A 25,408-nucleotide genomic window follows, 5' to 3' on the forward strand; every position below is an offset into this window, starting at 1 on the left:
GGCCCAGCGATGCTGGTCATCGAACAACTGTACAAAGCGTTCCCCACCCCACAAGGCCTGCTGCCGGTATTGCAGGGCGTCGACCTGCACCTGGCACGTGGCAGCAGCCTGGCGCTGATGGGCGAATCAGGCAGTGGCAAAAGCACCCTGCTGCACCTGGTGGCCGGCCTCGATCGCGCCGACAGTGGCCGTATCCTGATCGACGGCGCCGTCCTCGACAGCCGTTGCGAAGCGTCGCTGGCGCTCTGGCGGCGCGAGGCGGTTGGCCTGGTATTCCAGCAGTACAACCTGATCAGCAGCCTGGACGTGGCGGCCAACCTTGCCTTCCAGGCGCGCCTGGCTGCGCGGCATGACCCGCATTGGGTCGCCTACCTGGCACAACGCCTGGGCCTGGCGGGTTTGCTGGCGCGGTACCCGGAACAGCTGTCCGGCGGCCAGCAGCAACGGGTTGCCATCGGCCGTGCGCTGGCCGGGCGCCCGGCCTGGCTGCTGGCCGACGAGCCCACCGGCAGCCTCGATGAGGCCAGCAGCGACGAAGTGCTGAGTTTGCTGCTGCAACTGGTCGCCGAGGCCGGCAGCGGTGTGCTGATGGTGACCCACAGCCCGCGCCTGGCGGCACGCTTGCAGCAGCGTTGCTACTTGCAGGCCGGCCGCGTGCGCGCCGAGCAGGGCCGATGAGACTGCTGTGGCTGGCCCTGTGGGCGTTGCTCAGCCATTGGCGGCGCCACCGTGTGCAGTGCTTCAGCATCTTCACCGGCCTGTGGCTGGCCACGGCCTTGTGGACCGGCGTGCAGGCGTTGAACAGCCAGGCGCGCAGCGACTATGCCCGGGCCAGTGCGGTACTGGCGGCGCCCATGCAGGCGCAGCTGGTGGCGCGCCGTGGCGAACGCTTCGACCAGGCGCTGTACGTGCAGCTGCGCAGGCTGGGCTGGGCGCTGAGCCCGGTACTGGAAGGCCGCCTGCTTTTGCCAGGCGAGCCGGCGCGCAGCGTGCGCTTGATCGGCATCGAGCCGTTGAGCCTGCCGCCGGCCAGCAGCATTGCCGGCGTACAGCCGCAGGCATTCGACCTGCAGGCGTTCATTGGCCCGCCTGGGCAAGCCTGGGTCGGGCCAGACCTGCTGCGGCAACTGAAGCTGGCTCCCGGGGAGGTGACACGCGACAGCGAAGGGCAACTGCTGCCACCGGTGATGCTGCAGCCTGCACTGGCACCAGGGGTGATGGTGGTCGATATCGGCCACGCGCAAGCGCTGCTGCACGCGCCCGGGCAGTTGTCGCGCCTGCTGGCCACTGCGCCTGGGCAGCTGCCGGTGCAAGTCGCTGCCGAGCTTGAATGGCAACCCCGGCAGGACGATGGCAGCCTGCAGCGGTTGACCGACAGTTTCCACCTCAACCTCACAGCCCTGGGCCTGCTGGCGTTCGTCGTCGGCCTGTTCATCGCCCATGCCGCGATCGGCCTGGCGCTGGAACAGCGGCGCGGGCTGATTCGCAACCTGCGTGCTTGCGGCATCAACCTGAAGGTCCTGTTGTGGGCGCTGGTGCTGGAACTGGGCCTGTTTGCCGTGCTGGGCGGTGTCGCCGGGGTGGCCAGTGGCTACGCGCTGGCGGCGTGGCTGCTGCCCGATGTTGCCGCCAGCCTGCGCGGCCTGTATGGCGCCCAGGTGGCCGGCACGCTGAGCCTGCCGGCGTGGTGGTGGTTGGCCGGCGTACTGGTTGGCGTGGTGGGGGCGTTGCTGGCCGGGGTCGGCAGCGTATTGCGCGCCGCACGGTTACCGTTGCTGGCGCTGGCACAACCCCAGGCCTGGCGTGAGGCGCAGGGGCCGTGGTTGCAGCGTCAGGCTTTGCTGGCGGGCCTGCTGCTGGTGCTGGCCCTGGGTTGCGGCCTGCTGGGTAACAGCCTGCCCAGCGCGTTCGGCCTGCTCGCGGGGCTGCTGCTGGCGGCGGCGCTGTTGCTGCCAGCCTTGCTCGACAGCGCGCTGGCCTGGCTGGCGCGCCGTTGCCGGCGACCCTTGGCGCAATGGTTCGTCGCCGATAGCCGTCAGCAACTGCCCGCCTTGGGGTTGGCACTGATGGCCCTGTTGCTGGCGCTGGCCGCCAGTGTCGGGGTAGGCAGCATGACCGAGGGCTTTCGCCAGACCTTTGTCGGCTGGCTTGACCAGCGTCTGTCGGCCGAGCTGTACATCACCCCACGGGATACCGCCCAAGGCCTGCAGATTGCCGAATGGCTCAAGCAGCAACCCGTGCCCGCCACGCTCCTGCCCGCCTGGCGCTTGGAAACGCAGCTGCAAGGTTGGCCGGTGCAGCTTCAAGGCATCGTCGAACATTCTGCCTACCGCACGCGCTGGCCATTGCTGGAGCAACAACCGGGCGCCTGGGAGCGACTGGCCAGCGGGCAGGGCGTGATGCTCAGTGAACAACTGGCCAGGCGTCTGCGCCTGCAACTGGGGGACAGCCTGACGCTGCCGGCAGACACCCTGCACGTGCTGACTGTCGTAGGTATCTATGCCGATTATGGCAACCCCAAGGGCCATGTACTGGTCAGCGCCGACGGGTTACGCGAGCACTGGCCGCAGGCAACCCTGACGGGCTTGAGCGTCGATCTGGCCGCAGACCGGGTGCCATCGCTCATGGCCGCACTGCAGCAGCGCTTTGCCCTCGACGACAGCCGGGTGGTCGAGCAGGCGCGCCTGAAACGCTGGTCGACCGAGGTGTTCAACCGTACCTTTGCCGCCACCGCTGCGCTCAACAGCCTGACCCTTGGCGTGGCTGGCGTGGCGCTGTTCATCAACCTGTTGACGCTGGGCCAGACCCGCCTGGGCCAGTTGGCGCCTTTATGGGCGCTGGGGGTGCGGCGGGCGCAACTGGCCTGGCTGAGCCTCGGGCAGACCCTGCTGCTGAGCAGCCTCACCGTGCTGCTGGCCATCCCGTTGGGTATCCTGTTGGCCTGGTGCCTGGTCGCGGTGCTGAATGTGCAGGCATTCGGCTGGCGCCTGCCGCTTTACGTGTTCCCTGCACAGCTGTTGCAGCTGGCCCTGCTGGCCTTGCTGAGCAGCCTGCTGGCCAGCGCCTGGCCCTTGTGGCAACTGGCGCGTCGCCAGCCACGCGAATTATTGAGGCCGTTCACCGATGAAGCGTAGCGTGTGGCTGTTGCTGTTTGGCTTGCTGTGCGGCTGCGACAAGCCGGCGGAACAAAGCTATGCCGGGCTCGGCCAGCAGGCTGGCGCATTCAGCCAGGTGACCCGCGGGCATCGGCTGGCATTTCCACGCGACCACGGCGCGCACGATGGCTTTCGCATCGAATGGTGGTACGTCACCGCCAACCTGCAGGATGCCCGTCAGCGTGACTGGGGCGTGCAGTGGACGCTATTCCGCTCGGCCTTGCGCCCAGGCCCGGACACGGCCGGCTGGAACAGCCCGAACCTGTGGCTGGGGCACGCGGCGTTGACCGGCCCGGGCGGCCACCAGTCGGGTGAAACCCTGGCACGCGGGGGGATAGGCCAGGCCGGTGTGCAGGCGCAGCCGTTCCGGGCGTGGATCAATGACTGGTCGCTGCAGGGCAGCAACGGCATGGAACACCTGCAGATGCGGGCCACCACTGAGGGCTTTCGCTACGACTTGCAACTGCACAGCGATGCGCCCCTGGTGTTGCATGGCGAGCAGGGCTACAGCGAGAAATCCGGCAAGGGGCAGGCTTCGTATTACTACAGCCAGCCGTTTTACCGTGTGCGCGGGTATGTGCAGCGTGGCGGCCAGTGTATTGCGGTCACCGGCCAGGCCTGGCTGGACCGGGAGTGGAGCAGTCAGCCCCTGGCCGCCGGGCAAACCGGCTGGGACTGGTTTTCGCTGCACCTGGACAATGGCGCCAAGCTGATGCTGTTCCAGGTGCGCCAGGCCCAGGGCGAGGCGTATCGCGCCGGGACCTGGGTTGGCGCGCAGGGTGAAGTGGTGGTGCTGGCGAGGGCGCAGGTCGAGTTGCAGGCGCAGGCCTGGACGCGGCAGAAAAATGGCAAGCGGGTGCCGACGCGCTGGCGGGTGCGGGTACCGGGGCAGGGCCTGGATGTGCAGGCCGAGGCGCTGGAGCCGCAGGCGTGGATGGACACCCGCTTCCCGTACTGGGAAGGGCCGGTGCGGTTGACCGGGAGTGCGGGTGGGCGCGGTTATCTGGAAATGACCGGGTACTAGGTTCTGTACCAAAAGAGCTGTCGCAAACACCGCATGGAACAGGCCAGTGAGACCATGGCGGCATAGCTTTCCGCGAGCTTGTTGAAGCGTGTCACGATGCGGCGGTTCTCTTTCCAGCCAGCCAAACCGCCATGGTCTCACTGGCCTGTTCCATGCGGAGTTTGCGACATTTTTTTTCGTATAGAGCCTATCCGGTGTTGGCTGGGCGCGACACCGCTGGTCATATCCCCAATGGCTGTGGCACCCTCGCTGACGGCGTGCCGAGCACCAATACCCTTGGGTCTTTCCGGCCGCATACATCACCAAAAAAAAGAATAGAGAAATCACCATGCCATTTCGCCGTACCCTCCTGGCTGCCTCCCTCGCTCTGCTGATCACTGGCCAAGCCCCGCTGTACGCCGCACCGCCGCTGTCGATGGACAACGGCACCACCGCCCTGACTGTGCAGAACAGCAACGCCTGGGTCGAAATCAGCGCCAGCGCGCTGCAGCACAACATTCGGACCTTGCAGGCCGAGCTGGGTGGCAAGTCCAAGTTGTGCGCCGTGCTCAAGGCCGACGCCTATGGCCACGGCATCGGCCTGGTGATGCCCTCGATCATTGCCCAGGGCGTGCCCTGCGTGGCGGTGGCCAGCAACGAGGAAGCCCGTGTGGTCCGTGCCAGTGGCTTCACCGGGCAGCTGGTGCGGGTGCGCCTGGCCAGCCTCGGTGAAGTGGAAGATGCCCTGCAGTACGACATGGAAGAACTGGTCGGCAGCGCCGAATTCGCCCGCCAGCTCGATGCCCTGGCCGAGCGTCACGGCAAGACCTTGCGCATCCACCTGGCGCTCAATTCCGGCGGCATGAGCCGCAACGGGGTAGAAATGGCCACCTGGTCCGGCCGTGGCGAAGCACTGCAGATCACCGACCAGAAGCACCTCAAGCTGGTCGCGCTGATGACTCACTTCGCCGTGGAGGACAAGGACGATGTGCGCAAAGGCCTGGCCGCCTTCAACGAGCAGACCGACTGGCTGATCAAGCATGCCAAGCTGGATCGCAGCAAGCTCACCCTGCACGCGGCTAACTCCTTCGCCACGCTGGAAGTGCCGGAAGCGCGCCTGGACATGGTGCGCACCGGTGGCGCGCTGTTCGGCGATACCGTGCCGACGCACACCGAGTACCAGCGGGTCATGCAGTTCAAGTCGCACGTGGCAGCGGTGCACAGCTACCCGGCCGGCAACACTGTCGGCTACGACCGCACCTTCACCCTGACCCGTGATTCGCGCCTGGCCAACATCACCGTCGGCTACTCCGATGGCTATCGCCGGGTGTTCACCAACAAGGGCCATGTGCTGATCAACGGCCACCGGGTGCCGGTGGTGGGCAAGGTGTCGATGAACACGTTGATGGTCGATGTCACCGACTTCCCCGATGTGAAAAGTGGCAACGAAGTGGTGTTGTTCGGCAAGCAGGCCGGGGGCGAAATCACCCAGGCCGAGATCGAGGAAATCAACGGCGCGCTGCTGGCCGACCTGTACACCGTATGGGGCAACTCCAACCCGAAGATTCTGGTCGACTGACCTAGCCGTTCCAGCAAGCCCTGGCGCTGCCGGCCCAGGGCTCGGGCGCTAGGTGCCTGAGCGGCCTTTGCTCAGATAAGCGGCGAATTCCGCCTCAGGCACCATGCTGCCGCCGGTTCCCCACACCAGGTGCGTGGCCCGCGCCATCCGTTCGCTGGTCAAGCCCATGCGTGCCCGGTATTCGGGCGCTTCGAGCACCTTGACCATGCCCGGCATGCCTGCCAGCGCCGAGGGTTCCAGGCGTGCATTTTCCAGGTCATGGGCCAGTACCAACAGCCGGTACAAGGTTTCGTCGCTGACCGTGTAATAGCCATCGAGCAAGCGCTGCATGGCCTTGCCGACGAAGCCGGAAGGGCGGCCCACCGCCAGGCCGTCGGCGGCGGTCAGGTTGTCGATGCCAAAATCCTGCACGCTGGTGGCGTCATGCAGCCCGCTGTAGACCCCCAGGAACATGCACGGCGAGTGGGTAGGTTCGGCGAACAGGCAGTGCACATGGTCGCCCCACAGCAGCTTCAGGCCGAACGCCACGCCACCGGGGCCACCACCGACACCGCAGGGCAGGTAGACGAACAATGGATGCTCGGCATCTACCTGGATAGCGGCTGCGTCGAACTGCCTGGCAAGCCGCTCGGCGGCCACGGCGTAGCCAAGGAACAGGTGCGGCGAGTTCTCGTCATCGACGAAATAGCAGGTCGGGTCCGCCGCCGCCTGCTGGCGCCCTTGCGCCACCGCGACGCTGTAGTCGCTGGCGTACTCCACCACCTTCACGCCATGGCTGCGCAGTTTGTCCTTCTTCCACTGGCGCGCATCGGCCGACATGTGCACGGTGGCCTGGAAACCCAGCCTGGCGCTGATGATGCCGATCGACAGGCCGAGGTTACCGGTCGAACCGACGGCAACCTTGTAGCGGCTGAAGAACGCCCGTGCCTGGTCGCTGGCCAGGGCCCGGTAGTCGCTGTCGAGGCTGATCAGGCCGGCGGCCAGGGCCAGGTCCTCGGCATGCTTGAGCACTTCGTGAATACCGCCGCGGGCCTTGATCGAGCCGGAGATCGGCAGTTCGCTGTCGGCCTTGAGCCACAGCGAACCGCTGGCGTGCAGGCCGGCCGCCTGTAGCAGGGTGGCGTGCAGCCTGGGCAGCGGGCGCAATGGCGATTCGATGATGCCGCCGCTGGCGGCGGTATCGGCAAATACACTGGCCAGGTACGGGGCAAAGCGCGCCAGCCGGGCACTGGCCGCACTGACATCGGCGGCGCTCAGGCCGACATCGGCCAGGGCCTGGGCGGCGGGGGCGATGTGCGGGTTGAACCAGCGGGTTTCACGCTGTGCCACCAGCTCCTCGATCAAGGGGTGGGAGGTGCACCATGCTTGCAGCGTCTTGCCGTGAATCATCGTGGCGTTCCTGAATGGGGCCGAGGCTGGCTGAGCGAAGTAACCAGATTTGCCCCTGGTCGGCAAGGCCGATCAGTTGCATTCATAGTTCCGCGCCCCGGCAATATGCCGCCCGGCCACATAGCCAAAGGTCAGCGCCGGGCCCAGGTTGATGCCACCCGACGGGTACCAGCCGCCAAACACACTGGCCATGTCGGTACCCGCCGCGTACAGGCCGACGATGGGCTGCCCGGCCGCATCCAGCACGCGGGCACTGGCGTCGGTGCGCAGCCCGGCAAAGGTACCAAAGCAGCCGGGTCGGACCTTCACCGCATAGAACGGCCCGTGTTCGATCGGTGCCACGCAGGGGTTGGGCCCTTCATGCTGCGGGTCGCCCTGCTTGCGGTTGAAGGGTGTGGAGCCACGGCCGAAGGCGGGGTCCTGGCCGTTACGGGCGTGCTGGTTGAATTCGCTGACCGTGGCCCGCAGCCCGACCGGGTCGATGCCGCAAGCCTTGGCCAACGCTTCCAGCGTGGCGCCGCGCCTGAGGTAGCCGCTGCGCAGGTGCGGCCATACCGGCAGCGGGGCCGGGCGGGCGTGGCCCAGGCCGTAGCGGCGCAGGAAACGGTGGTCGCAGACCAGCCACGAGCACACCTCCTCATGCGCCGGTACGGCGGCGATCATGGCCGCCACGTAGTCGTAATAGCCATGCGCTTCGTTGACGAAACGCCTGCCGTTGGCCAGCACGCCAATGATGCCTGGCTTGCCGCGCTCGATGATGTGCGGGAAGTGGCCGACACTGCCGTCGCGGTGCGGCACCAGCGACACCGGTGCCCAGGCCACTGGCGACTTCAGGTCGGTGGCAACCACGCCGCCAGCCGACTCGCCCAGGCGCAGGCCGTCGCCCGAGCAGCCCTTGGGCGGCAAGGCCAAGTGGTCGTGGCCGCTGGCATCGCGTGGGAACAGTTGCTGGCGCCGTGCAGGGTCGTTGGGGAAGCCGCCGGCAGCCAGGACCACGGCATTAGCGCGCACCGCTTGTTCGCCCTGCGCTGTGGCGATCACTGCCCCGCACACCCGGCCATTCTCGACCAGCAGGCGCCTGGCCGGTGCCGACGCTTGCAGTTGCACGCCCAGGTCCTGTGCCGACTTGGCCAGGCGCGCCACCAATGCCACGCCATTGACCAGGTACATCGCCCGGCCATACCGGGCCAGGTGGTACAGGTGGCGGCCAAACCGCTTGCATACGTGCAGCAAGGCCTTGGGCGAGCGGGTCAGGTTGAGGAACGCGGCAAGGTCGTTACCGGCCATGATCGGCATGCCCATGAACGAGGTTTCGCGCAAGGTCTTGCGCAGGCGCGGCAGCAGTGCGCCCACTTCGCGAGCGTCATAGGGCGCGGCAATCACCTGGTGCCCACCTTCGGCCGCACCCGGCGTGTCGCCGTGCATGTCGGGTATGCCGTTGCCGTCGGCAAACTGCAACGCCGTGTGCTGTTCAAAGAACGCCACCATGTGCGGGCACGCCTCAAGGAAGGCGTCTACCAGCTCGGCGTTGTAATACGCCCCCAGCTCGTTACGCAGGTAAGTGCGGGGTTGCTCGATGCTTTCCTCGATGCCGGCCCGGCGCGCCAGCGGGTTGCGCGGTACCCAGGCCCAGCCGCCGGACCAGGCGGTGGCGCCGCCGAACACCGGTTCCTTTTCCACCACGATCACCTTCTGCCCATGCCAGGCAGCCGTCACCGCGGCAGCCAGCCCGGCGGCGCCGGAGCCTATGACCAGTACATCGCATTCGGTTTCAAGCGCGGCGGAAGGCATCACAAGTGTCCTCTATTGTTATTGGAACAAGGTTCCACATTTTTCTCGGCACGGCTTCACGCTGCAAGGGGACGATCGCCCGGACAGGCAAGTTATGGGCGATCAGCGGACAATTTCTGCTGGCCTGGCTGCGCCGGCTATCGTGCCTGTGGAATCATCTTCTAGAATCGGCAGAAATTTTCAGGGACCTGAGTCATGGCTGGTAGTCAGATCGAACGCGCCTTCAGTCTTGTAGAACACCTGGCCGGGGAACCGCAGGGGCTGCCTTTGCAAACCCTGGCCGAGCGTGTGGACATCCCCAAGAGCGCTACCCACCGCATGCTCACCGAGCTGGCAAGGCTGGGCTACGTGCGGCAGAACCGTGACAACAGCCGTTACCAGCTCTCGGCCAAGCTAGTGGCCCTGGGCTTCCGTTACCTGGCCAGCAGCGGTGCCGACATCATCCAGCCGATTCTCGACCGCCTGGCCCAGGACAGCGGCGAACTGGTGCGCCTTGGCGTGATCGACGGTGCTCGCCAGACCTGGATCGCCAAATCCCAGGGCGCCCGCTCGGGGCTGCGCTACGACCCGGACATGGGCCGCGATGCGCCGCTGTTCTACACGGCGTCCGGGCATGCCTGGCTGGCCAGCCTGGATGACGAACAGGCGCTGCAGATGGTCTTGCGCCAGGGTATTGCCGATCCGGCCCAGTTCGGCCCGAAGGCGCCACGCTCCACCGATGAGCTGCTGGCCTATCTGCGTCGGGCGCGTGAGCGCGGTTACGCCTGGGTCGAGGAAACCTCGGCGATTGGCACCTCGGCGCTGGCAGCGGTCGTGCGGCGCCCGCAAAGTGACCAGGTGATCGGTGTGCTGAGCATCGCCGGGCCCAGTGCGCGCCTGGCGCAGAGCCGCCTGGCAGAACTGGCGCCGTTGCTGCTGGCGGCAGCGGAGGAATTGTCGCTGGCCAGCCGGGCCAGCGAGCTGTTTGCCTGAGCGTGCATTTCTGGTCGATAACCGCACAGTCTGTGCTGTCTGTACTTCTGAAAAGCAGAACTTGGTTCTAGATTGTTTAACGCAGATTGTGGAACCTGGTTCCGGAATCCTCGATACAACAATCACAAGAGGACAGGCTGTTGAACGCACCCCTTCGAATCGCCTTGATCGGCGCCGGCATCATGGGCCGGCAGCATTACCGGCATCTGCTCAATGTGTCCCAAGCCCGCCTGTGTGCCGTGGCCGACCCGGGCCCGCAGGCCGAGGCCTTTGCCGCCGAATGCGACGTGCCATGGTTTGCCGACCATCGGCGCATGCTGGAAAGCGCGCGCCCCGAGGCCGTGATCGTCGCCAACCCCAACAACCTGCACGTCGCCACTGCGCTGGACTGCATCGAGGCCGGCGTACCGGTGCTGGTGGAAAAGCCGGTAGGCGTGCACCTGGATGAAGTGCGCGCGCTGGTCGAGGCCTCGCGTCGGCGCAATGTACCGGTACTGGTCGGCCATCACCGTCGGCACAACCCGCTGATCAGCCGGGCCCGCCAGGTGATTACCGATGGCAAGCTGGGCCGCTTGATCAACGTTACCGCGCTGTGGCAATTGCAAAAGCCCGACAGCTACTTCGAAACCCCATGGCGCCGCGAGCCGGGTGCCGGTTTCCTGCTGACCAACCTGATCCATGACCTCGACCTGCTGCGCCACCTGTGCGGCGAGGTGGAGCAGGTACAGGCCTTCACTCGCAACGATGTGCGCGGGTATGCCAACGAAGACAGCGCAGCGGTGTTGCTGCAGTTCGCCAATGGCGCGTTGGGCAGCCTGACCGGCTCCGACGCGGTGGCCGCGCCCTGGAGCTGGGAACTGGACTCTGGCGAAAGCCCGGTGTACCCGCGCCAGGATGGCCAGCCGTGCTACTTGCTCGCCGGCACCCAGGGCGCGCTGAGCATTCCTCAGCTCAAGCGCTGGCACTACGCCGAGGCGGGCGCGGGGTGGCATACGCCGTTGCTGCAGAGCGAGGAAAACATTCCCGCCGGCGAAGCATTGACTTTGCAGCTGCAGCACTTCGTGCGGGTGGCCCGCGGCGAGCAGGCGCCGCTGATCGATGCGGCCGACGGTGGCCGCACCCTGGCCTTGATCGAGGCGATCCGCAAGGCAGCGGACAGCGGCCGGGCCTGTGCGCCCGAGGAGGTGGCCTGAATGCGTCTTTCCTTGACGGGTGACAACTGATGACTGATCGAATGTTCTCCCTGGCGGCGCTGACCGTGCTGGAACTGTCCCCACCTGACATGGTTGAAGCGGCAGCCCGCGCCGGTTACAGCCACGTTGGCCTGCGCCTGGTGCCGGCCACCGAGCAGGAGCAGCATTTTCCGCTGGTGGCCGATGGCGACCTGCGCCGCAAGACCCAGGCGCGTCTGCGCGACACGGGTATCAAGGTGCTGGACCTGGAAATCCTGCGTCTGAAGGCCGACACCTGTGTGGCCAGTTTCGAGCCGATTCTGGCCGTGGGCGCCGAACTGGGTGGCACAGAGCTTCTGGTGGCTGGCAACGATGCGGACGAGGCGCGCTTGACCGAGCGGTTTGCCGCACTGTGCGACCTGGCGGCGGGCTACGGTATTCATCCGCACCTGGAATTCATGCCCTGGACCGATGTACGAGACTTGCGCCAGGCCGTGCGGGTGGTAGCCAATGCCGATCGCAGCAACGGCTGCGTGCTGGTGGATGCGTTCCACTTCAACCGCTCCAGCTGTTCGTTGCATGACCTGGCGCAGCTGGCGCCGCAGCGCATGCGCTACGCCCAGTTGTGCGACGTCGCCGGCCCGGTGCCGGCCGACATGGAGGAAATCCTGCGCCAGGCACGCAATGAACGGCGTTTCCCCGGCGAGGGCGATGCCGACCTGGTCGGCCTGCTGCGCACCTTGCCGCCGAACGTACCGCTGAGCCTGGAAATCCCCACGCGGCAGCTGCTGGCGCAGGGCATCAGTGGTGAACAACGCGCGCGCATGGCACTGCAGAAAGCCATGGCGGTGCTGGCCAAGGTTTGACCGAAGCCGCGCGGGACTGCATTTGTTCGCTGGCAAGCCAGCAGGCATCACCCCTTGCGGCTCGACACAAAAAGGGCCCGCAAGGGGCCCCGCAGAGGAAAGTGTCAGCGCGCCTAGGCGTGCTCGACCTTGCGCGGTGCCATGAAGTACATCCACACCAGCGCCAGGAAGTACATGGCCGGGATCAAGGTGAACAACAGCGCATAGTTGTTGTGGGTGGCGGTCAGCACGCTGCCGACGATCTGGGTCATGAACATGCCGCCAATCGCCGCACACATGCTGCCGAAGCCGAACACCGTACTCACCAGGTGCCTGGGTGTGTAGTCCATCACCAGGCTCCAGATATTGGCCGTCCACGCCTGGTGCGCGCCCACTGCCAGCGAGATGGCGGCCACCGCGACCCACAGGCCACTGGCATTGGCGGCGAAGGTGACGCTGAGCATGGTGCAGGCGAAGATCAGCATCGACACCAGCCGCGCCCTGGTGGCGCGCATGCCACGCCCGATCAGCCAGGACGACAGGATGCCGCCGCCGATGCTGCCGAAGTCCGCCGTCAGCCAGATGATGATCAGCGGGATCCCCATCTGGGTCACGTTGATACCCAGGCTGTATTGCTGGTTGAGGAACGGAGGCAACCAGTACAGGTAGAACCAGAACACCGGCGCGGTAATCGCATAGGCCACGGCGAAGGCCCAGGTGCCACGCAGGCGCAGGATGCGGCTGAACGGCACGCGGCTCGGCTCGGCGCTATCGCCCTGCTGGATGTATTCCACCTCGCTCTGGCGCACGCGGGGATGGTCTTCCGGGTTGTAGTACTTCAGCACCCACAGCACCACCCACACCAGGCCCAGGCTACCCATGGCGATGAACGCGGCCTGCCAGCCCCACACCGCCAGGATCAGCGGCAGCAGGGCCGGGGTGACCATGGCGCCGACGTTGGTACCGGCATTGAACAGGCCGGTGGCGATGGCGCGTTCCCCCGCCGGGAACCACAGGCGCACGGTCTTCACACAGGCCGGGTAGTTGGCCGCCTCGGTCAGGCCGAGGATGAAGCGACAGACCATGAAACCGGCGGCCGACGTGGCCAGGCCATGGGCGCCGGTAGCCAGGCTCCATAGCAACACGGCGAAGAAGAACGCGCGTTTTACCCCGACCTTGTCGATCAACCTGCCTTGCAGCAGGAAACCGATGGCGTAGCCGACCTGGAACCAGAAGTTGATGTTGGCGTAGTCCATCGCCGTCCAGCTCATTTCCTTGGCCAGGATTGGCTGCATGATGCCCAGCGCGGCACGGTCGATGTAGTTCAGGGTGGTAGCGAAGAAGACCAGGGCAAGCATGCCCCAACGGGTCTTGCCGACGGCGAAGGCGCCGCGAAGCTTGTCGCCGATCGAACCCTGGGGCGTCCGAGGGGTGGCGGGGGTGTTCGTGGAGTGGTTCATAAACTGCTCGTTCTTGAAATTGTATTCAGCTGCGGTGCTACGGCGCCAGTCCCAGGCAGGGGACATGCAAGGCCGGTGCATGGTGGGCAGTGAAGGCGGCAGCGTCAATTCAAGGGAGAGGCTAGTGTTCGGTTATCGAACGGTTGCGGTGGCCTGCGGGCGAGGCGGTGGGGCGGATCATGGCGACGCAGACGCGGCCCTCGTCTCGGCAGCGCAGGCCGGAAAAGTATCGGCAGGAGACATTGGTTTTTCCTGGCAGGTATGGGTTGGCACCAGGGTGTCAGTACCACACAGTTGCCCAGCGTTTCACCTCCTCGCGGCCGTATTGTTGAATCCACCGTTGCAGCGTTTTGTTCAAGGTGCTCTTCGCTTCTATTACCTCAGCGGTGTACGGGTTTCTGTAGTACCTGCTTTGCCGTGCCCTGAAGCGGCGCAATGGAAGTGGAGGCGACCATGAATGGTTGCGATCTTCGTCTTCTATTCCGTTGATCGCCAATATGTCCGATAGGCCGAACTGGTATTCGGCAAGCAGGTCGTGGAGTTTGCTTTCGAACTCGAATTCTCGTTTGAGGTGCGGGTCGATCCTTATGAAGGACAGCTCGGACTTCTTGGCGGCGAGCAGGTGCTCGAGTGCGCGGAACTCGGCAAGTCGGGACATGTTTTACCTCCATCGTTTGATGGGTAAGTGTTAGTGGCTGTCGAACGGTAATGCAAGCAGAGAAATAATTTGTGAAATATTCAGGATTGGCAGCGGGCGCATCGTCTTGAATGGGGTGTTTAATTCTGGTTTGGCTGTGTAGGTTTATTCTCACACTGAAGTGGATTAGTTGTAATAAGTTATGAGGACTGTTTTATCTGGCGGGGCGTCGGGCCGCAAGGCAGCCCAACTGTGCGATTGAGGGCTTTGTCCAATGGCGGGCTTCGCCATGGGGCGGGCAACCATGACGAAGGCCAACCACGGGCTTCATCTGCGTTTCTTTTTAGTGGGTTGAACGGTAGTTTTTTGAAAGGCTTCCGGAGGTGGCGGGGCTGCGCGGACATTGAACAGCCGACAGACGCCGTACCAGCAGATGGCGACTGTCAGGTTGTAGGGAAACAGTACGGCCCAGAACGGTAGTTGCCAGTTTTTCTTGCCCTGCATTTCACCAGGTTCGCCGGTTCGCCAGGGGGCATAGTGGCGCCAGGCTTCTGCCGGAGTCAGGCAAATGGCGTGAAGCGGCCGGTGCCACCAATTGGGTTCACCAGGTGGGGGGAGTTTGTCGAGACCGTGGTCCATGAAGTGACGGAGGTATTCCCATACTTCGGCGACATGCTTGACGCTGGCTTCGGTGGGTTCGTTGCTGTCGACCCAGAGGCAGTCCTTTTGGTGAAGGCTGCCGTCTTCCCGACGAGGGGCGAAGGCGAGGGCATAGCTGGTGCTGAAGGAAGAGCCGGCAAACTCGGTGCGTTTGAAAATACCACCGCCAATGTTGGTCCAATCAAAGACTAGGACTTTGCTCAAACGTTGATAATATATTTTTTTGGATGATCGATTGAAGCAGAAGCATGATAACCCCTTTATAAGGTATATTCGGTAGGCCAGAAACGGTAGGAAGATAAAAGGTCCAATTATCGTTCCGATGATCAATATTGGGCTGAAGTTGTATGGGCTCCAGGCTTCGCTGGTGAGCAGGTAGGGATAGAGGCCAATTATCAATCCAATGATCATTGCGCAGTAGAGCTTTCCCATGAATACAGAATCTGTTACCCATGGATTTCGCAAGCATAGGGTGTTATTCGATAGGCTCTTTAGCTGTGCGCCAATGGCAGGTTTGTGACCTGATTTTGATGTTGTGTCGAATATCCAGATGGTTGCCATGATCAGCGCTCAAAAAGGGAGGTTGAAAGCGCTCATTGGTTTCATCTAACCCTTCATTTGTGTTGTAGACTAGATGAGGTGAGGGCATGGTTTGATTGGGATAATGTGTTTGAAATTAGAGCTAAGCCAGCCGCGGCAATTAACCCGGTTGGAGCGGCTGGAAAAAAGTCCAACAGGACTTCACGCAAAGTACGAGATACGCCAGCGCTTCACTTCCCCGCAGGCATTGCCGAAGGCAGCAGTGCTCACTTGGCGTCTGTCATCGCCGCTTCTTTTTGATTGGATGTGCCGGGGCTTCCTCAAACGCTTCTGAGGGCGGTGGGGCTGCGCGGACATTGAACAGCCGACAGACGCCGTACCAGCAGATGGCGACTGTCAGGTTGTAGGGAAACAGTACGGCCCAGAACGGTAGTTGCCAGTTCTTCTTGCCCTGCATCTCACCAGGCTCGCCGGTTCGCCAAGGGGCATAGTGGCGCCAGGCTTCGGCCGGGGTCAGGCAGATGGCGTGCAGAGGCTTGTGCCACCAGTTGGATTCGCCGGGAGGGGGAAGTTTGTCCGGGCCGTGGTCCATGAATTGGCGCAGGTATTCCCATACTTCAGCGACGTGCTGGACGTCGGAATCGGTGGGTTCGTTGCTGTCGACCCAGAGGCAATCTTTTTGGTGGAGGCTGCCGTCGGCTCGGCGAGGGGCAAAGGCAAGTGCATAACTGGTGGAAAAGGATGAACCACCGAACTCGGTGCGTTTAAATATACCGCCGACCGTATCGTTCCAATCGAAGATGAACAGTTTGCCTATTCGTTTATAATATATTTTTTTCGAGTATCTGTTAAGGTATATGGCCGATAGTCGCTTGATAAAATATAGTCTATAAAATAAAAATGGCGAAAATATGAAGGGCGCTAGTAGAAACATGATCGAAATTTCATAATTACCATCATAGGTTAATTGCTCTGTGAGGGCGGTTGGGTATGTGTAGGCTGCCGTCGATAGAATCATTGCAACGTACATTTTTCCCATGAAAACGGAGTCGTTAACCCAAGGATTGCGCAGGCAGAGGTAGTTATGTTTGATGTGATCGACCTGGCCTAGGATTCTGGGTGATACGTTTTGTTTTATAGTGGGGGTGAATAACCAGATTGTCGGCATATGCTAGTTGCTCAGTGTGAATTTGGCGGATGATTCTGAGGTCGTCAGTAGACCTTGATTGGGGTGGTAGTCGACGCTAAGGCTTATGCTTCTTTTATTTTGTACTGAACCCTTGAAGTTCAGAATCAGGCCTGCTTTTGTGGGAAAGCAGACTATATCCATTGTTAGGTTCGACACCTGGTTGTTCTCAGATAGAGTGTTGACAGCGGCTGACCATTCACTTTGCCCTATGATGAAGCCTTTTAAAAGAATTGAGAATTCTGCGGAAGGAATGGCTGTGGCCACCTCATTGTATATAATTGAGGTCCAGTTTGGTGTTGACCAATGGTTGGCTTCGTTCCAGGTGCTGTTTAATCCTTCAACACCAATAATGCCTGCTTCCTTCTCCGTCAGCAGAATGGGCGCGTAGTGGTCAGCGTACCAAGCTTCAATTTCATCAGTTAAATTTCTGAATTTTGGTAGTCTTCTTTCAAAATCAAGTGTGATATTTTTTCGTGCTTCACCGTCGTTCTTGCGTGTGCCGAATACGCATCTGGCAGCCCATAGCTCTGTAGGGGTATGGATCCTTTCATGTGCTTTGGCATGAAGGTACAACCCGATCGCAATGATTGCCGTCCCAGCTAAGAAAACTGAGCCAGCAGCCCAGCCTGCAAACGGAATTAACAGCGTTGGACCTGCGATCGCTAGACTACCCTCGAGTACCAGCACAGACCCCACAGCAATGGCGAACCCGCCGCGGGTAGTATACGTGGCAGCTCTTGAGTCGCCGTTGTCCTTTTGACGTTCCGCCTTCTGCAGATCTGAAAGCCATCCAAGTAAAATTGCTGGATATCCAGATACCCGCGCAAACAGGTTACTTCCTAGAAATTTGACTAATCCATTGCCAAACGCCATCCCTGGCGCAGTCGAACTCAACCTCAGCATCACGGCTTTCTGCGTTGCGCGTACGCTGACCAACGTCGACGCCGCCGCACCGATAACACCGAAAATCGATGAAGCGAAGCCCATGGTGTATTCCGGCGCATCACTTTTCTGCAGGCTGCTGTAGGCCGTCTTCAGCGATAACACGTTGAACCACAGCATCCCGGCGTTCAACCCGCCGCCAACGCTGGATGTCAGCAACCCGAGAAAGTTGGGTTTCACCCGTACGGTAGTGGTCATTTCAACTGAAATCGTCCGGCTTCCCGAGATACGCAGGCGCTTCATTTCCTCCACCTGCGCCATGCCGCTTTTCAGGTACTTCTGCACCTCCTGGCTGAATGGATTTTCCCTGATCGCCTGGTCGGTAATCCGGTAGCGTGCCGCCAACAGCCCGAGCGCTTTCTCGGCATTGGCTTCACCTGCCGCCAGCAGCACTTGCTGGCGCAGGCCACGGCTGGCATCCCAGCGAGTCTGCCCACGCAGGCGCTTGAGCACCACGGTGTTGACCGACTGGGCCGTCAGGTCGGTGATGTCGGCCATGGCCGGAAAACGCCCGGCCAAGCCTTCGATCACGTTGTCGCTGGCGCCGAGCAGGCTGCCGATCGCGTCGGCCTTGTCCTTGAACGGGTTGAACGGGGCGAGGGCGGTGTAGAGCGGGCTGTCGTGCTGGTCCAGCCACTGCTCCAGGCGCTTGAAACGCCGGTCCTGGTCTTCGCTACCGGGGGCCGGCTGGCCCATCGGCTGGATCAGCAGCGCCAGGGAGATTTCCAGCCCGCGGGCGGAAGTGAGTTCGTCGCGGTCGTAGCAGGCCAGGGCGGCGGCCAGGCTGTAGGGATCGTCGATATGCCGGGGTTCGGCGGTTGCCAGCCAGGCGTCATGGTCGTGGCTGGCCTGCAAGGCCTGGTTGCGCAGGGCGCCGATGCGCTGCTCCAGCTCATCGCGTTCGGCGAGGAAGCGCAGGTAGCTGGCGCTATCGAGGCGCTGTGCCAGGCGCGCGCCATTGGGTGAATAGTCTTCATGGGTGAGGGCCTGGAACCGCGATGCCGAGGGCGACAGGGCAGGCCCGCGACGTTCCGTGCCCAGCCGGAACGCGGCCAGCTCCGGGGATGGGGCATCCGCCGGGTACAGGCTTTCCAGGGTCTTGTCCAGCAGCATGGCGACCAGGTTGCGGTGGTGGAAGTCGCGGCTCTGCGGGCTCAGCTGTTCGGCATCCAGCCGGTAGCAGGCCGGTACCCGTTCGTGCTCGGGGCCCTCGGCGGGTTTCAGGTGTTGCAGCTGCTCGGCGGGCATCAGGTCGCGCAGTTGGTGCTGGTAGGCGGATACCGACAGGCTCAGGTCCAGGGCCATGCCCTCGGCGTCGGCGAGCGCCACCACCACCGGTACCTTCGGCTGGGTGTAGGGGTAGTGCCGGCCAACGGCAACGAGGTTGCCGATGGGCAAGGTTTCGCTGAGCGGATCGCTGCTCCAGGTCAGTGGCATGCGCTGCGCGGCGGGCTTGAAATCTTCGACCCAGGTGGGCAGGGCACTGACTGGCAAGACGTGGGGCTGGGTTGACGGGGCCTGGCTGGCGCTGATGAGTTCGGCCATGTCCAGCTGGCGCATGTGCCGTTTGCGCAGGGCTGGCGAAGCGCTGATGCGGGCGGTCATGGCGTTGGTCCACAGGTGCGGGCTGTAGCCGATCCACACGTCGCTGGCGGTATCGGGGCAGGTGTCGGCCCAGACCCAGCCCAGGGTGCGGCTGGACAGGTAGCGATCGCGCAGGTGGTAACCCTCCAGGCCGCGATAGCGCAGTTCCTTGTAGAGGCCTGCGCCGAGGTACTCGTGGATGACCAGCTTCTGGCCCCGGGGGCCTTGCATGAACACGTAGACATAACCCGGGCGCAGGGCGCGCAGGGTGTAGGCGGAATACTGCAGCGGGGGGAAATCCTGCTCGAGGTTGAAGCCGGCATCGGCATAGCGGCAGGCGGGAGCGTCGCCTCTGCGCGGGACGATGGCATAGCGTACCGGCAGGATGGGAACGCGTGCGCTGCAGGCAGGGCCGGAGGTGGCGCTGCTCACGGAGGCGTCGTTCATGGGGCGGGCTCCTCGCTTTCGATCAATGCATGCAGTTCGTGGAGCCGGCTCTGGGGTGACTCCTTCAGGTTGGTGTAGATCGTCACGGCCTGATCATCGGTCATGAGCCACATGTGCCTGGCGATCAGCCGGATGAATTGCCCAGCGACCTCCTCATCGCGAAAATTCAGCGCCTTCAATTGCGGCAGCAGGTTTTCAATCCATTGCCTGATGTCCGCCAATGTGTGGCTGGCATGCTGTGGCAGGGCTGCTACCTCGTGAGCCAAGGTGAGCACGAAGTGCTCGTGCAGGCCTGCCTGCAGCCGTTCCAGTTCGACCTTGCTCAGGGAGAGTGGAGCCTGCGAGAAGGCACGAGCGCTGGTCGGGTTGCGCTCGAGCGTCTTCCACTCGTGGGCTGGCCCCCAGTTGACTCGCCAGGCCAGTGAAGTCACAGGCCCAAGCCAGGCAGCCCGATGGTCGTCATCCAGAGCATCCAGCCAGGCTGCAAGGTGATCCGCTCTGAACTGGAACGTGGCCAGCCCCTGGTCAGGAAGCGAAACCTGTACCAGGCTGGTGAAATGGTCCGCCAACCCGCCAAGGCCAATATCGGCATCCAGCGCGATGGCACCGCCAATGGGCATCCAGGTAGCGATTGCATGGGCAAGCAGCTCTGGCGCGTCTGCCACGTTCACCAGCAAGGGCCCGAAGTCGTGGCGCTCGTCCAGGGCACTGCGCTTCCACAGCCACGCCTGCCGGGTGTTTCGGCGCACATCACTGACCAGCTCAAGTACCGAAGGGGCATAGGCCGGCACCAGCTCGCCATTGGGCAGAATCTGGGATATTGGCCGGTAGGCCCAGTACTCGAGCACGTTGGTCATCAGCAACAGAAAGCGTGCGCTTTCCCCGAACTGCACGCTTGGCAAAGTGTTTGAGGACGTGGTTTTCATCGACCTGGCCCTCTACGACAAGGGCAGTCGGGCAACGGGCAGGAACCATCGGGGCGGCGCCCGCATTGGCGATCCAGTGGCTTGCCAGGGTCTGGAGCGCCACTGATGGAGAACAGCTTGCCTGCTCCATCTGCCGATTGCAGCACCTGACCGTTGATGCGTATTGTCGGGCTATCCAGGGTTATGCCTGCCGCGTCGATCCGGATCGAGCCGCCAGGGCCCTGGATGACCACCGCTTCTGCTGTACGCAGCTCATAGCGCTGGGTACGCCTGCGAATTTCACCGCGGGCCTCCAGCTCAACATGCCCTTCCACCTGTTGCTCAAGATTGCCGCCAATGCGGGTGTGGTGGTTGGCAGCGATCTGGTCATGGCGGTGGTTGCCGATGGTTTCAACCCGGTCCTTGGCGATCTTGATTGTCTGGTTGCGACCGATAACGAGTGTGGCGTCATGGCCGATGTCGACGCGTTCATCATTGCCAACGGTTTCAACGCGGTCACGGCCAATCAGAATGGACTCGTCGTTATTGATCTGTTCCTTGCGGTCATTGCCGATCTGCGTGGACTCATCGTGCCTGACCACAATGTTCTGGTCTTTCTGTGCATGGATGAAGACTTCCTCCTGCCCCAGTTCATCTTCGAAGCGCAGCTCGTTGAAGCCATCGCCCTTGTGGGTCTGGCTCTTGATCGTCATGCGTGTCTTATGCCGCGGAAGGTCGTAAGGCGGCAGTTGATCTGCGCAGTAGGTACGTCCGGTAATCACCGGCTGGTCAGGGTCGCCATTGACGAACTGGATGATCACCTCCTGGCCGATCCGGGGGATGGCCATCGAACCCCAGCTGCCACCCGCCCAGCCTTGCGATACCCGCACCCAGCAGGAGCTGAACGCGTTGTTCTGGCTCTCGCGGTCCCAGGGGAAGCTGACCTTGACCCGGCCCCACTCATCGCAATGGATCTCTTCGCCGGGCGGGCCGACCACCGTGGCCATGTGCGGACCATCGACGCGAGGCCTGGGCAGCGGTGCAGGGCGCCACTCGGTTCTGCCAGGGACCAGCATTGCGGTTTGCTGGTAGCGGGTGCTCTGGTCGGCGCCGGCGGCTTCTTCCTGCAGGCTGGTGAACTGGCTGCCGGTGTGGCTGACCGCATTCACTCGCCAATGCACATTGAGGTCGTCTCGCGGGTGGCCGGCAAGTGTGAAGCTCAGGCCAGGTTGCAAGCGCGGGTCGTCGCCTTCGACCTCGGCGATACGTACATCGTGACGCAACGCGGTGATGCGGTTTTCGGTAAACGGCTTGCCGACGGCATCAGACTTGTAACGGCCCGGATAATCGAAGCGTTCATAGGCGCTGGATTGGTGCTCCAGAAAAGGCCCCGAAGCGCTTTGCTCCAGGCGATAGGCTGGTTTGGTGAAGGTGTAGTCGCGCTGCACCTGGCGGGCGGTACGCACTCGCTCGCTATAGCGCAACCGCCGTAGACAGGGGGTTGCCTGGGCGCCGCCGCCATGCGAGTGATACAGCACACGGCGCGGTTCGCCAGGCTTGTCATCAGGGTCGAAGCTTGCTTCGTCATGCCTGGCGGGGGTTGTAGCGGCCGGGATATTTCCGAATGCGAGTACTCGGTCGGTCAGGATGAGTTTGTGATTGTTTTCGGTATGGTCGAAGCGATAGACGAAGCCTTCTTCGGCCGCCAGGCGGGAAAAGAAAGCGAGGTCGGTTTCTCCGGCCTGGACGCAGAACTCCCGCGCCGGGTAATCGAAACCTTTGGCGATATGGTATTCAGTAATGCCTTGGCGCTTGAGCACCATTTCGAGAATCTGCGGCACGCTCTTGTGCTGGAAGATCCGCCAGTTCGAGCGAAGGCCGGCGCGGGCCAGTTGCGGTTCGACGACGGCGCTGTAGCGGGTGCGATGCGGGCCACTATCGGCCTGGCTGAACGCGCTGATCAGACCATGGACATGCCGCAAGGGGCAGTTCGCACGGCTGATGGTGAACAATGCCGGCTTGTCGAGTAACTGCCCGAAGTCGAGGTCGTGTTCGTAGCTGATGAGTTCCAGTTCCAGCTTGAAGTTCTGGCTGATACTTTCCTTGAGGGTGAAGGACACGACCTCCAACGCGGGTCGGTAAACAAGCGGTTGGAAGCTGTAATACAGGTCGGATTGGCTAGGCATGAGCAGTCCTTGTTCACCGTCTGATAGTCTCCAGGTATCCGGGCGGCGAAGCCGTCCGGATCATCCAATGCCTGGACGCGTGGTTGGGTGTCAGGATTGTTGCCAGTCGTCAGACCCTTCGGTGCCGCAGATTTCGTGGCATTCCGTTATCTTTCGATAGGAAAACCAAAGTTCCACCTCCTGATGTCGCGGTGTGGAGGTGACTTCTTGTGCATGCGGCTGCTCGGTCCGCATCTTGATGATTGTCGCGTCCGTCAGAGTCGTTGTGTAATAGTGCTCGTTGGGGTCTTCGCTGGTGGCGCGAAACTGCTTGATTGTCACTTCCGGCAATAACTCTGCCTTGCAGATTGCTTCCAGTAACAGCGGCTTGGACTTGTTCGTGGTGAAGGTCACCTTGTACGGCCCATGCACACGCTTGCCAGACGGTTGGCCGTTCTGTGGGTCGATCGGTGTATTGATTTCATGTTCGACCTTTTGCAACATGATTTCACTTTCAAACTCGGACTGGTAGATATTGCCGATCGACGCCGCCGTGCTTGCGCCTTCGCTGATATCGCCTTGCACTTTGCCGGTGACTTTCAAATATGCGGGTGAGGCCATTGTGTACTCCAGATTTACACGGGTTACATGCCCTGTCTCGCAAGGGCATGGCCATCGGGAACGATGGGCTTGTCAACGAGGCGGGCGCCTCGCTAATTCGTGGCAGTCGAGGATGCGTTTCAGCTGGATTACTGCTGCAAAATGCCGTTGAGGGATTCCAGTACTTCGGTGGTAATCAAGTGCAGGCGATAGCTGTAGATCCCGTAGGCCACGGCCATGGCAACCAGGGAAATCACCAGGGGGCTCCACCATGGCCATTGCCGGTTCATGCGGAAATTTCGCGGCGCGACATGGGTGTAGGGGTCGCATACCGCTTCGGGTGCAGGGCCGCGTAGTTCACGAAGCATCCCGTGAAGCTGGTGGATCAGCGCGTTCAGCGTTTCTTCGCCTTTTGGCGCGATGGCGTACTTGCCTTTCAGCCCCAGGCACAAGGCGAAATACATGAATTCCAGTACGTCCTGATAACGTGCGGGTTCCTGCATCAGACGGGACAACACCGTGAAGAATTTTTCCCCACCCCAGGTTTCGTCGTGGAAGATGCTCAGCAGGGGTTCCTGGCTCCAGCAACTGTTCTTGCCCCATGGCCTTTCCATGACCGCTTCATCGATGTACAGGCACAGGGCGTAGGAATAGGCGAGCGCCTGGGCGGGCTCATAGCCGTGCTGGCGGATCTCCTCCTGGATATTCTCGATCTGGTTGCGCACTTGCTGGTGCACCTTCTGGATATTGGGCAACTCATCCAGTGTGCGCAGGCGTATGACCAGGCCGAACAGCGGTGCCGCAGCATCCAGCATGAGGTTGTCGTAGCCGCCACGCAGTTGGAATTCCGGATCCGCCGGGTAGCCTTCCTCAACCTGTTCCGGCGGCGGCGTCTGCGCTGAGGCTTCCGGCTCGGCCGAAACAGCTGGCTCAGGCGGCAACGGCTTGCCGAGCGCTGCCTGCAGTGGCGCGCTTTCAACACGTGTGGTGCCGGTGGGGGTAGTGTTGTTGCCTTTCATCTCATTCACTCCTGATCGCCCAGAACTGCAGTTCAAGCCCAGGGAAGTCCCCTGCGATATGGATGCCGAAGCCGTTTGCCGTCTTCATGCATGCCCAGGCTGGATCACGCCGGTCCAGTTCGAAGTAGCTGAAGCCTGCATGGAAGGGCAGGTCGCGAGGCGCCACTGGCAAGGGATTCAACGGGATGCCGGGGAGCTGCAACGGCACCAGTTCCTCCAGCGATTCCAGCGACGTGATCTTGGCTTTCTGCACGAACATCTGGCGTAACACCTGCGGTTGCAGATGGGCGCCTACGGCGATGATGAAGTCGGCCTCATCGATCAACCGGCGGTCGTCCAGCGTGGCCTTCATCACGCCGTAGTCCAGCGTTTCCAATGGCAATGACACGGCACGTGGTTGCAGTACCGTACTCAGCGCCCGGCGTAGCGTGTCCTGCAGTGGCTGGAACGAGGTGCGCAGCGCGGTGTGGTGATAGGCGGGGTATTCCTGCGGCAACCGATCGGGGTCGGTGAACGTCACGAATTCACCGCAGGCCTGGCTCATGCACAGATAGAGCTGCTCGGGGTGCGTCTGGGCTTGCCTGGCCAGGTGCTGGAAGCAGGGCCACCAGCGGTTCATGGCTTGCAGCAGGTTGAAGTCGCGAATGTCGGCGATACCCGACTGGCGCCCCCCGCCGAGGCGTGTGGCAAGGTTGCGCCCACGTTCGCGCAAGGTATTGGTGATTTCCTCCAGGAAGCGTTGCAGCGCCGGTATCGCCCGCACCGTCACACAGGTGGGGTAGAACGCTTCGTCCAGCTGCAGGCTGCCGTCGGGGCGACGCTCCAGGATACGTGCCAGGGCCAGGCGGGTATAGGCGCTGCTGTCTTCGGTCTGGCGTTTGAGCTGCAGGTTGGGAACGGCCAGGTCGACCGAAACCAGGTCACCGTCAGCGCTGTGGGTGTCCTTGATTTCATGGGCCTGAGCGATGTAGCGCAGGTTGGCAGCGTGGTCGGGCCAACTCACTTCACGCCCGCCATTGGTGCGCAAGGGCAGGCACAGATACACCTCGCTGTCCCTCGCGCCATCATCTTCGATTTCCAGCGGTGGGGGCGGCGGCAGATCGGCGGGAATATCGAACACCGTGCCATCCGGCATGATGCCCCGGGCCCGGGTGATGGCGATTTTGCCAAGGGTCAGATACTCGTCGTTCAGCTGTAGTTCGCTGAAGCCATAAAAGGCTGCATTGAGGCTACCCAGGCGTTGCTGCAAGGCTGCTTCGCTGGCGCGGGCTGCCTGTTGAAAATGCTGCGGCTTGACGAACAGGCCTTCAGGCCAAAGAACAGGATTACGGGTACTCATGGGCACTCCATGTCA

Annotated in this window: 19 protein-coding genes and 1 pseudogene; 7 read left to right on the plus strand and 13 right to left on the minus strand. The window is 62.6% G+C overall.

Going from position 1 to position 25,408, the window contains the following annotated elements:
* Nucleotides 1-9: 9 nt before the first annotated feature.
* From ACLEJP_RS01400 to ACLEJP_RS01410, 3 genes are read left to right on the plus strand one after another with little or no spacing between them, the layout of a single operon-like run.
* On the plus strand, nt 10-678 hold the full coding sequence (locus ACLEJP_RS01400; protein WP_440803892.1) for an ABC transporter ATP-binding protein: 669 nt from the start codon (nt 10-12) through the stop codon (nt 676-678).
* On the plus strand, nt 675-3,134 hold the full coding sequence (locus tag ACLEJP_RS01405; RefSeq protein ID WP_440803894.1) for an FtsX-like permease family protein: 2,460 nt from the start codon (nt 675-677) through the stop codon (nt 3,132-3,134). The genes ACLEJP_RS01400 and ACLEJP_RS01405 overlap by 4 nt, the downstream gene beginning before the upstream one ends.
* Nucleotides 3,124-4,179, plus strand: a complete 1,056-nt coding sequence (locus ACLEJP_RS01410) for a lipocalin-like domain-containing protein (RefSeq protein ID WP_440803896.1) — start codon at nt 3,124-3,126, stop codon at nt 4,177-4,179. Before ACLEJP_RS01405 ends, ACLEJP_RS01410 begins: the two co-directional genes overlap by 11 nt.
* Here ACLEJP_RS01410 and ACLEJP_RS01415 read toward each other — a convergent pair.
* Nucleotides 4,176-4,298, minus strand: a pseudogene (locus ACLEJP_RS01415) (IS5/IS1182 family transposase); the annotation flags it as partial. The gene ACLEJP_RS01410 and the pseudogene ACLEJP_RS01415 sit on opposite strands and share 4 nt — an antisense overlap.
* Before the next feature lie 209 nt (nt 4,299-4,507).
* Here ACLEJP_RS01415 and alr point away from each other — a divergent pair.
* The gene (gene alr, locus ACLEJP_RS01420) at nt 4,508-5,737 is read left to right on the plus strand and encodes an alanine racemase (RefSeq protein ID WP_440803898.1); all 1,230 of its coding nucleotides are present in this window, start codon (nt 4,508-4,510) and stop codon (nt 5,735-5,737) included.
* A 48-nt stretch (nt 5,738-5,785) separates the two neighbouring features.
* Here alr and ACLEJP_RS01425 read toward each other — a convergent pair whose 3' ends face one another.
* On the minus strand, nt 5,786-7,126 hold the full coding sequence (locus ACLEJP_RS01425; protein WP_440803900.1) for a D-serine ammonia-lyase: 1,341 nt from the start codon (nt 7,124-7,126) through the stop codon (nt 5,786-5,788).
* A 72-nt stretch (nt 7,127-7,198) separates the two neighbouring features.
* Nucleotides 7,199-8,917, minus strand: a complete 1,719-nt coding sequence (locus ACLEJP_RS01430; protein ID WP_440803902.1) for an FAD-dependent oxidoreductase — start codon at nt 8,915-8,917, stop codon at nt 7,199-7,201.
* Between the two features lie 195 nt (nt 8,918-9,112).
* Here ACLEJP_RS01430 and ACLEJP_RS01435 point away from each other — a divergent pair, with 195 nt between their 5' ends.
* From ACLEJP_RS01435 to ACLEJP_RS01445, 3 genes are all read left to right on the plus strand, one after another.
* Nucleotides 9,113-9,889, plus strand: coding sequence for an IclR family transcriptional regulator (locus ACLEJP_RS01435; protein WP_440803904.1), 777 nt, complete (start codon nt 9,113-9,115; stop codon nt 9,887-9,889).
* 140 nt (nt 9,890-10,029) lie between these two features.
* Nucleotides 10,030-11,082 (plus strand): Gfo/Idh/MocA family protein, encoded by a 1,053-nt coding sequence (locus ACLEJP_RS01440; protein ID WP_440803906.1) that lies wholly within the window; start codon nt 10,030-10,032, stop codon nt 11,080-11,082.
* Between the two features lie 29 nt (nt 11,083-11,111).
* Nucleotides 11,112-11,927, plus strand: a complete 816-nt coding sequence (locus ACLEJP_RS01445) for a sugar phosphate isomerase/epimerase family protein (protein WP_440803908.1) — start codon at nt 11,112-11,114, stop codon at nt 11,925-11,927.
* Between the two features lie 113 nt (nt 11,928-12,040).
* On the opposite strand, the gene ACLEJP_RS01450 is transcribed toward ACLEJP_RS01445, so the two are convergent.
* The 10 genes from ACLEJP_RS01450 to tssK form a co-directional block, all read right to left on the minus strand.
* Nucleotides 12,041-13,366, minus strand: coding sequence for an MFS transporter (locus ACLEJP_RS01450; protein ID WP_440803910.1), 1,326 nt, complete (start codon nt 13,364-13,366; stop codon nt 12,041-12,043).
* A gap of 280 nt (nt 13,367-13,646) precedes the next feature.
* On the minus strand, nt 13,647-14,024 hold the full coding sequence (locus ACLEJP_RS01455) for a histone-like nucleoid-structuring protein, MvaT/MvaU family (protein ID WP_440803912.1): 378 nt from the start codon (nt 14,022-14,024) through the stop codon (nt 13,647-13,649).
* Nucleotides 14,025-14,330: 306 nt separating this feature from the next.
* Nucleotides 14,331-15,224, minus strand: a complete 894-nt coding sequence (locus tag ACLEJP_RS01460; RefSeq protein WP_440803915.1) for a DUF6708 domain-containing protein — start codon at nt 15,222-15,224, stop codon at nt 14,331-14,333.
* Nucleotides 15,225-15,483: 259 nt separating this feature from the next.
* Complete coding sequence (locus ACLEJP_RS01465; RefSeq protein WP_406821782.1) at nt 15,484-16,371, minus strand: hypothetical protein; 888 nt, start codon at nt 16,369-16,371, stop codon at nt 15,484-15,486.
* Between the two features lie 3 nt (nt 16,372-16,374).
* Nucleotides 16,375-19,365 carry a T6SS effector BTH_I2691 family protein gene (locus ACLEJP_RS01470; RefSeq protein ID WP_440803917.1) on the minus strand — a complete coding sequence of 997 codons (2,991 nt, stop codon included), beginning with the start codon at nt 19,363-19,365 and terminating at the stop codon, nt 16,375-16,377.
* Nucleotides 19,362-20,291, minus strand: coding sequence for a DUF4123 domain-containing protein (locus ACLEJP_RS01475; protein WP_440803919.1), 930 nt, complete (start codon nt 20,289-20,291; stop codon nt 19,362-19,364). Before ACLEJP_RS01475 ends, ACLEJP_RS01470 begins: the two co-directional genes overlap by 4 nt.
* Nucleotides 20,288-22,456, minus strand: a complete 2,169-nt coding sequence (locus ACLEJP_RS01480; RefSeq protein ID WP_440803921.1) for a type VI secretion system Vgr family protein — start codon at nt 22,454-22,456, stop codon at nt 20,288-20,290. Before ACLEJP_RS01480 ends, ACLEJP_RS01475 begins: the two co-directional genes overlap by 4 nt.
* Nucleotides 22,457-22,546: 90 nt before the next feature.
* Nucleotides 22,547-23,056, minus strand: a complete 510-nt coding sequence (locus tag ACLEJP_RS01485) for an Hcp family type VI secretion system effector (RefSeq protein WP_406821786.1) — start codon at nt 23,054-23,056, stop codon at nt 22,547-22,549.
* A gap of 128 nt (nt 23,057-23,184) precedes the next feature.
* Nucleotides 23,185-24,054 carry a type IVB secretion system protein IcmH/DotU gene (gene icmH / locus ACLEJP_RS01490; RefSeq protein ID WP_440803924.1) on the minus strand — a complete coding sequence of 290 codons (870 nt, stop codon included), beginning with the start codon at nt 24,052-24,054 and terminating at the stop codon, nt 23,185-23,187.
* Nucleotide 24,055: 1 nt separating this feature from the next.
* Nucleotides 24,056-25,393 carry a type VI secretion system baseplate subunit TssK gene (gene tssK, locus ACLEJP_RS01495; protein ID WP_440803927.1) on the minus strand — a complete coding sequence of 446 codons (1,338 nt, stop codon included), beginning with the start codon at nt 25,391-25,393 and terminating at the stop codon, nt 24,056-24,058.
* Nucleotides 25,394-25,408: the final 15 nt, after the last annotated feature.

Source organism: Pseudomonas sp. SMV7, from assembly GCF_052041995.1.
Lineage (GTDB): Bacteria > Pseudomonadota > Gammaproteobacteria > Pseudomonadales > Pseudomonadaceae > Aquipseudomonas.